The organism is Mesorhizobium sp. WSM4821, assembly GCF_055901555.1.
This window is the reverse complement of record NZ_CM148371.1, coordinates 5688261-5702370: the sequence shown is the minus strand read 5'-3', so window position 1 is coordinate 5702370 and position 14110 is coordinate 5688261. Positions and strand designations below refer to the sequence as shown.

Annotated in this window: 11 protein-coding genes; 10 read left to right on the top strand and 1 reads right to left on the bottom strand. The window is 63.9% G+C overall.

Annotated elements, in window-relative coordinates; genetic code table 11:
- Positions 1-19: 19 nt before the first annotated feature.
- Positions 20-916: a LysR family transcriptional regulator gene (locus AC0NID_RS27940; RefSeq protein ID WP_474033347.1), complete on the bottom strand. Its 897-nt coding sequence runs from the start codon at positions 914-916 to the stop codon at positions 20-22.
- A gap of 136 nt (positions 917-1052) precedes the next feature.
- Here AC0NID_RS27940 and AC0NID_RS27935 point away from each other — a divergent pair, with 136 nt between their 5' ends.
- The 10 genes from AC0NID_RS27935 (at position 1053) to AC0NID_RS27890 (ending at position 13855) form a co-directional block, all read left to right on the top strand.
- Positions 1053-1373: a (2Fe-2S)-binding protein gene (locus tag AC0NID_RS27935; protein ID WP_473457551.1), complete on the top strand. Its 321-nt coding sequence runs from the start codon at positions 1053-1055 to the stop codon at positions 1371-1373.
- Entirely contained in the window at positions 1355-2740 is a 1386-nt protein-coding gene (locus AC0NID_RS27930; RefSeq protein ID WP_473457550.1) for an FAD/NAD(P)-dependent oxidoreductase, read from the top strand. The genes AC0NID_RS27935 and AC0NID_RS27930 overlap by 19 nt, the downstream gene beginning before the upstream one ends.
- Complete coding sequence (locus tag AC0NID_RS27925) at positions 2737-3888, top strand: NAD(P)/FAD-dependent oxidoreductase (RefSeq protein WP_473457548.1); 1152 nt, start codon at positions 2737-2739, stop codon at positions 3886-3888. The genes AC0NID_RS27930 and AC0NID_RS27925 overlap by 4 nt, the downstream gene beginning before the upstream one ends.
- A gap of 18 nt (positions 3889-3906) precedes the next feature.
- A complete protein-coding gene (locus tag AC0NID_RS27920) occupies positions 3907-4947 on the top strand; it encodes a membrane dipeptidase (RefSeq protein ID WP_473457547.1) in 1041 nt (346 codons plus the stop codon).
- 509 nt (positions 4948-5456) lie between these two features.
- Positions 5457-7070: an ABC transporter substrate-binding protein gene (locus AC0NID_RS27915; protein ID WP_473457546.1), complete on the top strand. Its 1614-nt coding sequence runs from the start codon at positions 5457-5459 to the stop codon at positions 7068-7070.
- 72 nt (positions 7071-7142) lie between these two features.
- On the top strand, positions 7143-8087 hold the full coding sequence (locus tag AC0NID_RS27910) for an ABC transporter permease (RefSeq protein ID WP_473457545.1): 945 nt from the start codon (positions 7143-7145) through the stop codon (positions 8085-8087).
- Positions 8084-8950 carry an ABC transporter permease gene (locus AC0NID_RS27905; RefSeq protein WP_473457544.1) on the top strand — a complete coding sequence of 289 codons (867 nt, stop codon included), beginning with the start codon at positions 8084-8086 and terminating at the stop codon, positions 8948-8950. Before AC0NID_RS27910 ends, AC0NID_RS27905 begins: the two co-directional genes overlap by 4 nt.
- On the top strand, positions 8947-10827 hold the full coding sequence (locus AC0NID_RS27900) for an ABC transporter ATP-binding protein (protein WP_473457542.1): 1881 nt from the start codon (positions 8947-8949) through the stop codon (positions 10825-10827). Before AC0NID_RS27905 ends, AC0NID_RS27900 begins: the two co-directional genes overlap by 4 nt.
- Entirely contained in the window at positions 10824-12887 is a 2064-nt protein-coding gene (locus AC0NID_RS27895) for an oxidoreductase (protein WP_473457541.1), read from the top strand. The genes AC0NID_RS27900 and AC0NID_RS27895 overlap by 4 nt, the downstream gene beginning before the upstream one ends.
- Before the next feature lie 410 nt (positions 12888-13297).
- Complete coding sequence (locus AC0NID_RS27890; RefSeq protein WP_473457600.1) at positions 13298-13855, top strand: IS110 family RNA-guided transposase; 558 nt, start codon at positions 13298-13300, stop codon at positions 13853-13855.
- Positions 13856-14110: the final 255 nt, after the last annotated feature.

Here is a 14110-nt window from a genome sequence, read left to right as displayed (position 1 = left end):
TGTCGTACAGGCTTTGTCTTTACGGCCCTGCAATCGGAACCTGCGTGCCGAGTTCTGCGGGCTTGTCGCTTCCCAGGTCATGTATCACCGCCTGAATGTCGCGGGAGAATTCCCGGCAAAAACGTGATTGCGGCAGCGTCGTGCTGGACACGAGCACGATCTCGAGCGCCGAACGCGGTCGGAAAGGGCGGACCACCAACTCCCCGAAGCTCGCCCACGGGATCAGCCCGTCCACAAGCGCCACGCCCAGCCCCTTTGCCACCAAAGGTACGGACGCGATCGAAAGGCTGATCTCGATCTGCGGATCGTAGACTTGGCCATGCTCCTGAAAGGCGCGCATCACCATCCGCCCGGCCGTCGTCTGGATCCCGTAGGAGATAAGCGTTTCCCCGGCAAGGTCGGCAGGGGTTACGAAGTCCTTGCCGGCCAATGGCGACGTGCGCGGCATCAGGGCGACGATCTCGGCGCTGCCCACGACATCGTTACGGATCTGCGGCTCGGAAAGTGTTGTCATCGTCAGTCCGAGATCGGCGTCGCCGATAAGGATTCGCTCGGCGATCTCCTGCGCAGGCAGCGTTTGCAGCACCAGCCGTGCGCCGGGATTGCGCCGCCGGAAGCGCAGCGCCGCGATCGGCAGCAGGGCAAAGGTGGGCGGCGCGCTCGCGGCGACACGCAACAGGCTCAACTGCTTGTCGCGAATGCGGTTGGAAAAGACCTTCAGCGCCTCGATCTCGCGGAAGATACGATCGGCGTCCTGAAACAGCAGATGTGCCTCCGCCGTGGCGATGAGCCGCCCGCTGATGCGCTCGAACAGCTGATAGCCGATCACGCTTTCGAAGTGGCGCAGAACCTTGCTGACCGCAGGCTGCGAGACATGCAGCGCTTCCGCCGCCGCGGTGAGCGAGCCGTGGCGCATAACGGCGCGGAAGACCTCGAGATGCCTGGCGTTCATCCTCTATCATAACCTAAGGTTTGGGAAGGCAAAACATACTGTATTGGCCAAGGATGTGCCCTCGTGGAATTCTTATCCTCCACAAACGGAGACCAGTTCCATGTTGTCTTTCGGCCGCGCACGCTTGCAGCGCCTGGGCGAGGAAGCGCGAGCCAAGCTTTTCATTAGTGTCGATGGCTGCACGGCTGCGGCTCGCGAAGGCGACACGCTGCTCGTCGCCATCCTGACCAATCGAGGCAGCATTCGGCAATCGGAATTCGGCGACGGCGATCGCGCCGGATTTTGTCTCATGGGCGCCTGCCAGGACTGCTGGGTCTGGACGGAAGCCGGCGAGCGCCTGCGCGCCTGTACGACCGTTGTCACTGAAGATTTGCGTATCCTCACCAAAGCCCCGGAGGCAAGATGGCCGGTCCTCGCATAGTCGTCGTCGGCGCCGGTCCGGCCGGCGTTCGCGCCGCCGAGACGCTGGTGGCCGCCGGGCTCCGGCCGATCCTCGTCGATGAGGGCCGACGCGATGGCGGGCAGATATATCGCCGACAGCCGGAGAATTTCCGCAGATCGTACGCCGTGCTTTACGGAACGGAGGCCAGCCGCGCCGAGAGCCTGCACGGCACGTTCGACGCCCTTCGAAACACCGTCGACTATCGGCCGGAGACGCTCGCCTGGGGAATTTCGGAAAAGCAGCTGCATGTTGTTTGCGGCGCCTGTGCGGAGGTTCTCGATTTCGATGCACTCATCATCGCCTCGGGAGCGGCGGACCGGCTGATGCCGGTCAAGGGCTGGAACATGGCGGGCGTCTATAGCCTCGGCGGCGCGCAGATCGCGCTGAAGTCGCAGGCCTGCGCCATCGGCTGCCGTGTTGTTTTCATGGGTACTGGGCCGCTGCTCTATTTGGTCGCCGCGCAATACAAGAAGGCCGGCGCGGACGTGGCGGCCGTGCTCGACACATCCTCTTTCCACCTGCGTCTCAAGGCCCTGCCCAAGCTGATGGTGAGGCCGGAGGTGCTGGCCAAGGGGCTCGCCCTGACTTGGGCGTTGAAGCGGTCGGGAGTCGAAATCCGCACCGGGATCGAGCCGCTGGAAATCAAGGGCCATTCCGAAAACGGCGTCGAGGGCGTGCGCTACCGCGACCGCGGCGGAAAGGCCCACACGATCCCGTGCGATGCCGTCGCGCTTGGCTATCATCTCAGGCCTGAAACGCAGCTTGCCGACATTGCCCGCTGCGGGTTCCGCTTCGATGCCGAGACAAGGCAGTTCTTCCCCGTCAGGGACGAAGACGGACGCAGCAGCATCCCCGGTATCTATCTTGCCGGCGACGGCGCGATCCCCTTAGGGGCCGATGGCGCCGAACTCACCGGCCGGCTTGCGGCGCTGGCCGCACTCACCGATCTGGGCCATCCGGTTCCAAAGAGCGCGATGGCCGGGCTGCGCCGATCCCTAAACGCAATGGAACGGTTCCGGCGCGGATTGGCTGCTGCCTTTCCCTGGCCGGCGCATTTTGCCGCGAAGCTCGGCGATGACACCGTCGTCTGCCGTTGCGAGAACATCACTGCCGGCGAGCTGCGCGCGGCGGTCACCGAAAAAGGCGGCGTCGAGCTTAACCGCGCCAAGGCCTTCAGCCGAGTCGGCATGGGCCGCTGCCAGGGCCGCTATTGCGGCCATGCCGCGGCGGAAGTGATCGCGGCTGCGGCGAACGTTCCCGTCGAGGAGGTCGGCCGGCTGCGCGCCCAGGCGCCGGTCAAGCCGTTGCCGGTCGCGACCGGCAAGCAGGAGATTGAACCGGCATGAGCCGCTTTCAGGCAGATGTTGTTGTCGTCGGCGGCGGATTCATGGGAGCGGCCGCGGCGTTCTTCCTGCGCAAGCGCGGGCGCTCCGTGATCCTCCTGGAGCAAGGCCTGATCGGGCAGCAGGCGAGCGGCGTGAATTTCGGCAATGTCCGACGCCAGGGCCGTTTCCTGCCGCAGCTTCCGCTTGCCAACCGCTCGCGCGAAATCTGGGGCAGGCTGAAGGAGTTCATCGGCGAGGACGCCGAATTCCTGCCGACGGGCCATATCCGGGTCTGCTACGACCCGAGCCAGATCGGCGTGATCGAAGCCTATGCCGAGAAGGCGAGGGACCATGGGCTCGAACTCGAAATCCTGAGCGCGAAGGCGCTTCGGTCGCGCTTTCCCTATGTCGGCCCGGAGGCGATCGCAGGCTCCTATTCGCCACATGACGGGCACGCAAACCCGCGGCTCGCCGCCCCGGCCTTCGGGCGTGCGGCTCGGCGCGCCGGGGCTCAGCTGTTTGAAAACACGGAAATCGTGTCGATCGGCAAGGCCGGCGAGGACTTCGAGGCAGTGTCGAGCGACGGCACAAAATTTTGCGCTCCCGCCGCCCTGATCACTGCCGGCGCGTGGGGTGGATTGCTGTCGCGGCAGTTCGAAGAGCCGGTGCCGATCGCCGCGCACGGCCCCCAGATGGCTGTGACGGAGCCTTTGCCCTATCGCATCCAGCCGGTGCTCGGCGTCTCGACGAAGATCCCCGAGGAAGTCGTCTATCTCCGGCAGGTCGAGCGCGGCAATGTTGTCTTCGGCGGCGGCATAAGAGGCCCGGCCTTTCCAGACATCCGGCGCGCCTATGCTCTTCCCGAACGCCTGCTTGACCAGGTGCGCCAGATCAAGCGCCTGGTTCCCGCACTCGCCAAGGCGCGCATCATCCGCTCGTGGAGCGGGATAGAAAGCTACCTGCCGGACGACATTCCGATCATGGGACCGAGCGCCCGCGTGCCCGGCCTCTACTACGCTTTCGGTTTCTGCGGCCACGGGTTCCAGCTCGGTCCGGGCGTGGGCGACGTGATGGCCGAGCTGATCGATCGCGGCGCGGCGACGACGCCGATCGCCCCATTCCACATCGGCCGGTTTGCAGCGCACGCGGCAATCCCGGCACTGACCTGATTGCACGAGGAGAGTTCCATGACAGTCATATCCGCCGTCCGCGCCAGCCATGTGGTGGCAAGCGAGGAAACGCGAAAGTTCCATGAGCAGATGTTCGTTTTCGACGCTTTATCCATCGCCTATGTGCTGGAGGACAAATATGCCGAGCGCACGCTTGCCGGAGGCGTCAATGCAACGAACGTCACCTTTGCCCTGGAGGAGAGCTGGGACGTGGTCATGCGCAATATGGAGGGCAACCTCTCGGCGATCGAGAAAAGCCCCTACCTAAAACTCTGCCTGACGGCCGACGACATGGTGAAGGCCAAGGAGGAGGTCAAGCTCGGCGTCGTCGTCGGCACGCAGGGCGCCAGCATGCTGGACGACCAGCTCTGGCGGCTCGAACTGCTGACCCGGATGGGGCTGCGCATTTTCGGCCTCGCCTACACGACAGCCAACGCCTTTGGCGACGGCTGCGGGGAAAAGCGCGATGCAGGCCTGACCTATATCGGAGAGGAACTGATCGCGCTGGCCGATGCGCTGCCCCTGATGATCGATCTCTCTCATTGCGGTCATCGCACGCGCGCCGAAGCGACAGCCCTGGTGCGCGCGCCGGTCTGCACCCACTCTAACGCCGACGGCCTGCGCCGCAACGGCCGCAACACCGAGGACGCGACCGTCAGGGCGATGGCGGCGAAAGGAGGCATGATCGGCGTCTGCGGTCTGCCGCAGTCGCTTGCCGACGATACGCCCACGCTCGACGATTTCCTGGACCATGTCGACCACTTCGTCCGGCTGGTCGGGACCGAACATGTCGGCATCGGGGTGGACTACGTCGAAAAGTATCAGGAGCAGGCTTCGGTGGCGGCCCCGCCCAGCGTCGTTACCTGGCGAACGCGCCGCCCGGACATCTTCGGCCCGCTCTCGAGCTTCGGGCGGCAGTCCTATCCGGTGGGCATCGAGACCGTGGCCAAACTGCCCAACCTTACACAGGGTCTGCTCGACCGCGGCTATGACAGGGAAGCGACCGCGGCGATCATGGGCGGCAACTGGCTGCGCACCTTCCGCCGCTTCTGCGGCTGACCTGTGCGGTCGCCCCGCTGATCCCTCGGCGCAAGATATTCCGTGTTGCCATCGAGATCAGCATCCATTGCCGCCGATGGGCGTCTGTTCAGTCAATTCAACCACCGGCAGCCCGTAGACTTGAGCGAATATCAGATCCCGGAAGGGACGGGGAACAGGACATGCAAGCGACGCAAACATGGCCCGGAATTCAAGCACGCCCGCCAGGCAAGGCTGAACCTATCCCGGCGAACGCTGTGCGGAATTTCGCATTTCCCTGCTTTTACGTGGCCGCCGTCGACTGCGGTCCCTTGGATTTCGCCGTTTGGCGGAAGAAAAAGCGAGCGGCTTAGACTCGCGGGATAATAAACGGAAGAACAAGCTACTAGAGGGAACAGATACAAAACCAATGGGAACGAGATTGACCTGAAATCATCGCCTGCCGCGCCTGAGGGCGCTTCGAATGAACCGTAACGTTCTCCGGCGCATGCCCTGATGGCGACCGCCCGGATGGTTGAAAGGCTGATACGATGAAATCCGACTACAACCCGATGTTAAGCGCGAACGACGCCTCGATGGTCGAGAACGCGATCCGCCGCGGCGCCACGCGGCGCGAACTCCTGGGCATGCTGATGGCCGGCGGCATGACTGCGGCTTTCGGCGGCTCCATCATTGCGGGCGCCACGCGCGCCTATGCCGACACGCCGAAGAAGGGTGGACGCATTCGGGCCGCCGGCTATTCCAGCGGCACCACCGATACGCTGGATCCGGCAAAGTCTTCGCTTTCGACCGACTATGTCCGGTGCACGAGCTTCTACAACGGCCTCACCCGGCTGGACGAGACCCTCGCGCCGCAGATGGAACTGGCGGAAGCCTTCGAAACCGACGATGCCGTCACCTGGACGGTCAAGCTGCGCAAGGGCGTCACCTTTCATGACGGCAAGACGCTGACGGCAGACGACGTCATCTACTCGCTCAATCGCCACAAGGATCCGGCGGTCGGCTCGAAGGCCAAGGCGCTCGCCGACCAGATCGCCGAAGTGAAGAAAGTTTCGGACAACGAAATCACGATCGTGCTCAGCGGCCCGAACGCGGACCTTCCGGTGATCCTCGGTACGTTCCACTTCCTGATCATCAAGGACGGAACGACCGATTTCACGACGGCCGTGGGCACCGGCGCCTTCACCTGCAAGGAATTCGAACCCGGCGTGCGCTCGATCGCCGCGCGCAACGAAAACTACTGGAAGGGCCAGGGCCCGTATCTCGACGAAGTCGAGTTCTTCGCCATCGCCGACGAGAATGCCCGCGTCAATGCGCTGCTTTCCGGCGATGTCGATCTGATCGGCAGCATCAATCCACGCTCCACGCAGCTCGTCGAGGGGGTGGGCGGCTTCGAACTGATGACGACTACGGCCGGCAACTACACCAATCTGGTTATGCGCGTGGACATGGAACCCGGCAAGAACCCGGATTTCATGATGGCGATGAAATACCTCTTCGACCGCGAGCAGATCAAATCGGCGGTCTTCCGGGGATATGCCGAGGTCGCGAACGACCAGCCTGTTCCGCCGAGCAACCGTTTCTATGCATCCGACATTCCGCAGCGGCCTTATGATCCTGACAAGGCGAAGTTCCTGTTGGAAAAAGCGGGTATGATAGGCGCCAACATTCCCGTGATCGCCTCGCCGGCGGCCGCGCAGTCGGTCGAGATGGCGGTCATGCTGCAGCAGGCTGCGCAGCAGGTCGGCCTCAACCTGGATATCCAGAAGGTGCCGGCGGACGGCTACTGGTCCAATTACTGGCTCAAGGCGCCGGTTCATTTCGGCAACATCAACCCGCGTCCGACCGCCGACGTGCTGTTCTCGCTGCTCTACAAGTCCGACGCCGCGTGGAACGAGGCACATTGGAACAACCCGCGCTTCGACAAGATCCTGGTTGAAGCACGGGGCCTAACCGATGACGCCAAGCGCAAGGAGCTCTATCGTGAGCTCCAGATGATCGCGCACGAGGAGTCCGGCATCGGCATTCCGGTATTCATCAGCAACATCGACGCGTTGAACTCGCGACTGAAGGGGCTGCGGCCGATGCCGACGGGAGGCATGATGGGGTTCACGTTCTCCGAGTATGTGTGGCTCGACGCCTAGCCGCACTACGGCGCGGGCGTATTCGCCCGCGCCGTTTCTCCAACACGGAGCTGCGTACCGATGAACAACACCATGAGCAGAATGATCACGGCCCGGCTCGGCGTGATGCTCCTCACATTGTTCATAGTCTCGTTGGCTGTGTTCCTAGCAACCGAGATGCTGCCCGGCGACGTTGCCGAGGTCGTGCTTGGGCAAAGTGCGACGCCCGAAGCGGTTGCCGGCCTTCGCGAGGCGATGAACCTCGATCGTCCCGCACCGGTTCGTTATCTCTTGTGGCTCGGCGGATTGCTGACCGGCGATCTCGGCGTCTCCCTGGTCAACAACATTCCGGTCGCGACGCTGATCGGCGGCCGCCTTGGAAATTCGCTGCTGCTGGCGGGCGTGACCGCCGCGTTTTCGGTGCCGATCGCTCTGACCCTCGGCATCACGGCCGCGATGTGGCGCGGCAGGCTCTACGACCGGATCGTCAGCTTCGTCACGATCTGCGTGGTTTCGGTCCCGGAGTTCATGGTGGCCACGTTGGCGGTGATGATTTTCGCGGTGCAACTGCGCTGGCTCCCCGCTTTGTCGTTCGCCAACGATGTGCAGTCGCTCGGCGAATTGCTGCGCGTGTTCGCAATGCCGGTGATCAGCCTGAGCTTCGTGATCTGTGCGCAGATGATCCGCATGACCCGCGCCGCGGTAATCGACACGCTGCAGTCGCCCTACGTCGAAATGGCGGTCCTCAAGGGGGCTGGCCAAACCCGCGCCGTCCTTACGCATGCACTGCCCAATGCGATAGGGCCGATCGCCAACGCGGTGGCGCTTAGCCTTTCCTACCTTCTCGGCGGCGTCATTATCGTCGAGACGATCTTCAACTATCCTGGCATAGCCAAGCTGATGGTCGACGGCGTCGCGACGCGCGACATGCCATTGATCCAGACCTGCGCGATGATCTTCTGCTTCAGCTACCTGGTCCTCGTGACCACGGCGGACATCTGCGCAATTCTCTCCAATCCGAGGCTGCGACACAAATGACCAAGATCGTCGACACAGCACCCGAGACATTGCCTGCGCGAGCAAGAATGCGTGGCTGGACCATTACGCCTGTCGGGGGCGTTTGCTTTGGGATCGCCGTCTTCTGGCTGATTGTCGTCGTCATCGGGCCCTGGCTAGCGCCCCACCCGATCGGCGCCATTGTCAGCTTCGATATATTCAGTTCACCCAGCGCGGAGTTTCCGCTTGGAACCGACTATCTGGGCCGCGACATGCTGAGCCGCGTCATCATCGGGGCGCGCTACACTGTCGGCGTGTCGCTGGCGGCTGCATTGATCGCCTGCTCGTTCGGCGTTGCCCTGGGGATGGTTTCCGCGGTGATCGGCGGATGGTTCGATGCCATCGTCAGCCGGGGCCTGGACGCTTTGAACGCCATCCCGCACCTCATGTTCGGCCTGGTCATCATCGCGGCGGTCGGAACCTCGCTGCCGGTGCTGATCGGCACGCTGGCGCTGCTTTACACGCCGGGTTCGTTCCGCTTTGCGCGGGCGCTCGCCGCCAATGTCAACGAACTCGATTTCGTACACGTCGCCAGGGCTCGCGGTGAGGGGACCCTCTACATGATCCGCGAAGAAATTCTTCCCAATATCATAGGCCCGGTGTTGGCTGATTTCGGCCTGCGCTTCGTCTTCATCGTGCTTTTGCTGAGCGGCTTGAGCTTCCTCGGGCTTGGCGTCCAGCCGCCCAACGCGGATTGGGGAGCGCTGGTGCGCGAGAATGTGTCGGGGCTGGCATATGGCGCGCCTGCGGTCATCATCCCTTCGCTGGCCATCGCCTCGCTGACCATCAGCGTCAATCTGGCGATCGACAATCTTCCCCGCCGCCTTCGGGACCGCCTGTCATGACCGAACTCGTCAAAGTCGAAAACCTGCGCGTCATCGCCCGCAGCGACAGCGGCCGCGAGAGCCCGATCGTCCGCGACATCAGCTTCGCGGTTCCCCGCGGGAAAGTCGTCGCTCTCATCGGCGAGTCCGGTTCGGGCAAGACGACCATCGCCCTCTCCCTGATGGGCTATGCCCGCAACGGCTGCCGCATTGCTGGCGGTTCGATCCGGATCGGCGGACGCGAAATCCTTTCCCTGCCGGCCTCGGAAAAGGCCAAAATCCGCGGCCGCAACGTCAGCTACATCGCGCAAAGCGCCGCAGCCGCCTTCAATCCGGCCAAGACGATCATGTCCCAGGTCATCGAAAGCGCGATGATCCACAGGCTGGCTTCGCGGGCCGAAGCGGAGGCGAAGGCCGTGGAACTGTTCCGCGCGCTGGCGCTGCCCGACCCCGAAGGCGTCGGAGCACGCTATCCGCATCAGGTGTCGGGCGGCCAACTGCAACGGCTGGCGGCGGCGATGGCGTTGATTTCGGAACCGGAGCTGGTCATCTTCGACGAACCGACGACGGCGCTTGACGTGACCACACAGATAGAAGTGCTGCGCTCGTTCAAATCGGTCATCCGCGATCGCAGCACCACCGGCGTCTATGTCTCTCACGATCTGGCGGTGGTCGCCCAGATCGCGGACCACATCATCGTGCTGCGGGACGGCGCGATTCAGGAAAGCGCCGCGACCGAGCAGATTCTGACTGACGCGCGCAACCCCTATACCCGCAGCCTGCTCGCCGCCGCACGGCCGGCCGTGCCCGCCGAGGCCGCGCCGCTCGCCGCAAGCCCGCAGGAACCACCCCTGCTTGAGGTGGAAGGCCTGGTTGCGGGATATGGCGTGGCCGGTCTGGACGGATTGCCCGCGGTGACCGTGCTCAACGATGTCGGCTTCACCCTGCGGCCGGGAACCAATCTCGGCGTCATCGGCGAGTCCGGGTGCGGCAAGAGCACTCTGGCCCGCGTCGTCGCCGGGCTGCTGCCGCCCGCGGGCGGCACCGTGAAGTTCCGGGGGGAGACCCTGGCCGGATCGGCGGCGGAACGCACGAAGGAACAGTTGCGCAGCATCCAAATCGTCTTCCAAATGGCCGACACGGCCCTGAACCCGACCCGCCCGATCGAGCAGATCCTGGGACGGCCGCTGACCTTTTACCACGGCGTAAAGGGCGCGGAACGAACGCGCAGGGTGCGCCGGCTGCTAGACCTCGTTCAACTGCCTGCCTACATCGCCGACCGGTACCCAGGGGAACTCTCGGGCGGCCAGAAGCAACGCGTCAATCTTGCCCGCGCATTGGCGGCGGAGCCCGCTCTGATCCTCTGCGACGAGGTGACGTCTGCGCTCGATACGGTGGTTGCCGCGGCGATCCTCGATTTGTTGGCCGAGCTGCGCAGAGAGCTGAAGCTTTCCTACGTCTTCATCAGCCATGATCTATCGACCGTCCGCACGATCTGCGACGATGTGATGGTGCTTTATGCTGGGCGCAAGGTCGAGACCGGGAGCCGCGCGGCGATGCGCTCCACTCCGCTGCATCCCTATTCGGACCTGCTGGTTTCCTCGATCCCGGAACTGCGCACGGGCTGGCTCGACGGGCTCGGGCAAAAAGGCGGCGAAATGGGTCTGGGCTCGGCCGCCGGTCTCGCGCGCGCCGACCGCTGTCCGTTCTTCTCGCGCTGCCCGTCGCGCATCGAGGGCCTCTGCGACACCCAAATGCCGCCGGTGCGGCATCTGGCCAAGGGAGCCGATATACTGTGCCACCAGAGCGAAGAGGAGCTCATCCGGCTGCAGGCGGATCTGCGCGCTGCCGCCGTTGCGCCTCGTGACCCTTTCCTCCCAAGCCAAAGCCGGCAATGACGGATTTGACGAGGCTGCGCACGGCCACGCCCCGCACGGCAGATCCGCTGCTCGCTCCACTTCGCATCAAGAAGGTAACATTTCGCAACCGGATCATCAGCACGAGCCATGCCTCGACCCTGGACGATGGCGGCATGCCTGGCGAACGCTACCAGGCCTATCATGAGGCCAAGGCGCTTGGCGGCCTTGCGCTGACCATGTTCGGCGGTTCCTCGATGGTCACCCCGGATTCGAGCTGGGGCGGCGGTCAGATCGATGTCTCGCGCGACGCCGTCATCCCTTACCTTCAGGCATTGTCCGCGCGCATTCACGCCGCCGGCGCGGCGCTCATGTGCCAGATCTCGCATCTTGGCCGGCGCGCCGACGCGATGTCGACGAACTGGCTGCCGGCCATCGCCCCATCTCGTGTTCGCGAGACGCGCCACCGTGCCTTCCCGCGCGAAATGGATCGAGACGACATCGAGCGTGTCGTCAGAGCCTATGGCGAGGCGGCGCTGCGTTGTCTTGAGGGCGGGCTGGACGGGATCGAGACGATGACGGGCGGCCATCTCATCGGTCAGTTCCTGTCTCCGCTCACAAACCAACGCACTGACGGCTTCGGCGGCTCGCTGGCCAACCGGGCGCGTTTCGGGCTCATGGTGCACGAGGAGATCCGCCGGCGGGTCGGCGACGACTTCCTGGTCGGCATCCGCTTCGTCGTCGACGAGGACAGCGAGGATGGGATCGGTTTCGAGGATGGCTTGCGGCTGGCCCGACTATTCGAATCAGATGGTTCGATCGACTTCTTCAACTGCATCTTCGGGCGCATGGACACCGAACTGGCGCTGGCAGAGCACAGCATGCCCGGCATGTCGCAGCCGATCGCCCCGTTTCTGAAGCCCGTCGCCGATTTCAAACGCGAGACCCGGCTGCCTGTCTTCCATGCCGGGCGCATTCCCGATATTGCGACTGCGCGCTATGCGATCGCCGAGAACATGCTCGATATGGTCGGGATGACGCGCGCCCATATCGCAGACCCGCAGATCGTGAACAAGCTCGCCCGCGGGGAGGAGGAGCGCATCCGCCCCTGCGTCGGCGCAAACTACTGCCTCTACAAGAAGGTGAACTGCCTCCACAACCCCGCCAGCGGGCGTGAGCTCCACCTGCCGCAGGTGATCGCGCCGGCGGATGTGCCCGGCCGGCGCGTGGTGGTGGTCGGTGGCGGCCCCGCCGGGTTGGAGGCGGCACGCGTAGCCGCCGAGCGCGGCCACAGGGTCACCCTGTTCGAAGTCGGCAGCTGTCCCGGCGGCCAGTTGCTGATCGCCTCTCGCGCGAGCATGCGGCGCGATCTCATCGGGATCATCGACTGGCGCTGGGCGGAGTTGCAGCGCCTCGGCGTCGAGCTCAGGCTCGATACCTATGCCGACACCGCTTCCGTGCTGTCGGAGGCGCCGGACGCAGTCATCGTCGCGACCGGTGGCCTGCCGGACGTGGAATGGCTGGACGGCAGCGAGCACTGCACCACCATATGGGACGCGCTGTCGCGCACCGGCCCTGCGGTGGGCGACAACGTCATCATCTATGACGGGACGGGACGGCACGAGGCCGCTTCCTGCGCCCTTCACCTGGCCGAGGCCGGACTGGCGGTCAGCTTCGCGACGATCGACGAGGCGGTGGCGGTAGAGATGTCTTATGCCGACCGCGTGATCTACCGCAAACGGTTCGCGCAAAACGCCATCGCCGTTTTCTGCGATCGCTCGCTGATCCGGGTGCGCCGCGACGGAAACCGTCTGATTGCCACCCTCCGCCACGAGCTGACCGGCCATGAGAGCGAGCTCAGCGCCTCGGAGATCGTTGTCGAGCGCGGCACCACTCCGTTCACGGAGGTTTTTGACCAACTGCGCGACCACTCCGCCAATCGCGGCGTGACGAATGTCGACCTGCTTCTCGCCGGCCGCCCGCAAATGGCCGAGCGCCCCATGAACGGCGCATTCGAGTTGCATCGGATCGGCGACGCTGCCGCCAGCCGCAACGTCCATGCCGCCATCTATGATGCGCTTCGCCTATGTGCGACCTTGTAGCGAGACGCCATGCTGGGCGGTTTTCGCAACGGCTTCAGGCGCAAGCCGGGCTTTTCCATGCTCTCGCAGCGCTGCTGAGCCCGATTTTCGGGTTTGATGAACGATGAGGGCCATTCCTCATGAAAAGCAACGACAAGTACCGGTGTCTTGCTGTGCAAATTCTTGAGAGGCCGACGCGCTGGGTCTAAGTCAGATTACTTCGCAACATTGCTTCCTTCGCCAGCTGTCGGGAGTACCCATGTCATCGATCGCTGCCGCCCTGCTTGATTGCCTGCGCTCGGTCGAGCGCCCGGGCGACTTCTGCGTCGGCGGCCTGCGGGAAATCTTCAAGACCGAAGTCCAGCAGACGGCGCAGATGCTTCACAAGTCGCGCAACCTCCTGATCTGCCAGCAGAACATGCTGATCAACGCTGTCCGGGGGCACGCCGCCGAACTCCGTCGCCGCGCAGGGACGCGGAAAGGTTGAAGACATCATCGCTGCAGTCGAGGCCGACGACGATGATAGCCTGCCGACTTTGGCAAAGGCAGCCTTGAGACCGCTCGTCGCGCAATTGCGCACAAACGAAAAAGCGATTGCCGAGCTCGACGCCGAGATCAAGGCCTGGCACAAACAGAACGAAATGAGCCGGCGACTGGCGACGATCCCCGCGGTAGGCGTGCTGACCGCATCCGCGATTGCGGCGACGGTTCCCGATCCTTCCTTCTTCCGGTCTGGTCGCGAGTTTGCGGCTTGGCTGGGCCTCGTCTCTCGGCAGAACTCGAGTGGCGGCAAAGAGCGGCTGGGCCGGATCTCAAAGCAGGGCAACCGCTACATCCGGCGCATGCTAGTGATTGGCGCAACTGGCATGCTTCGCTACGCGCGAGCAAAAAGCGCGCCTGGCGCACAATGGGTCAACGGTCTGCTTGAGCGCCGCCCGCCGCGTCTGGTTACGGTCGCTATGGCCAACAAGATGGCTCGGATCGCATAGGCGATCATGACGCGGCAGGAAACCTTCAGGGCACCCGCGACAGCGGCGTAGCCAGTAGAGGAGAGCAACAGGCTACCGAGATCGTAAGGGTGAATAAAAACTTGATGCCAACCGGTCGAACCGGGGATCGGGAAAACTCGCCGACAGCCATGCGGATTATCAATACCGCGTAATAATGATTGAGACCCGATCCGCGAACTTCCATCAGGGCCAGTGGTTATCAATGCCGCATCAACAGGCCGGACACATGACCGC

Coding starts and splice junctions, on each gene's coding strand:
- AC0NID_RS27940 (WP_474033347.1), bottom strand. CDS start 916: ATGCGCCACGGCTCGCTCACCGCGGCGGCGGAAGCGCTGCATGTCTCG.
- AC0NID_RS27935 (WP_473457551.1), top strand. CDS start 1,053: ATGTTGTCTTTCGGCCGCGCACGCTTGCAGCGCCTGGGCGAGGAAGCG.
- AC0NID_RS27930 (WP_473457550.1), top strand. CDS start 1,355: ATGGCCGGTCCTCGCATAGTCGTCGTCGGCGCCGGTCCGGCCGGCGTT.
- AC0NID_RS27925 (WP_473457548.1), top strand. CDS start 2,737: ATGAGCCGCTTTCAGGCAGATGTTGTTGTCGTCGGCGGCGGATTCATG.
- AC0NID_RS27920 (WP_473457547.1), top strand. CDS start 3,907: ATGACAGTCATATCCGCCGTCCGCGCCAGCCATGTGGTGGCAAGCGAG.
- AC0NID_RS27915 (WP_473457546.1), top strand. CDS start 5,457: ATGAAATCCGACTACAACCCGATGTTAAGCGCGAACGACGCCTCGATG.
- AC0NID_RS27910 (WP_473457545.1), top strand. CDS start 7,143: ATGAGCAGAATGATCACGGCCCGGCTCGGCGTGATGCTCCTCACATTG.
- AC0NID_RS27905 (WP_473457544.1), top strand. CDS start 8,084: ATGACCAAGATCGTCGACACAGCACCCGAGACATTGCCTGCGCGAGCA.
- AC0NID_RS27900 (WP_473457542.1), top strand. CDS start 8,947: ATGACCGAACTCGTCAAAGTCGAAAACCTGCGCGTCATCGCCCGCAGC.
- AC0NID_RS27895 (WP_473457541.1), top strand. CDS start 10,824: ATGACGGATTTGACGAGGCTGCGCACGGCCACGCCCCGCACGGCAGAT.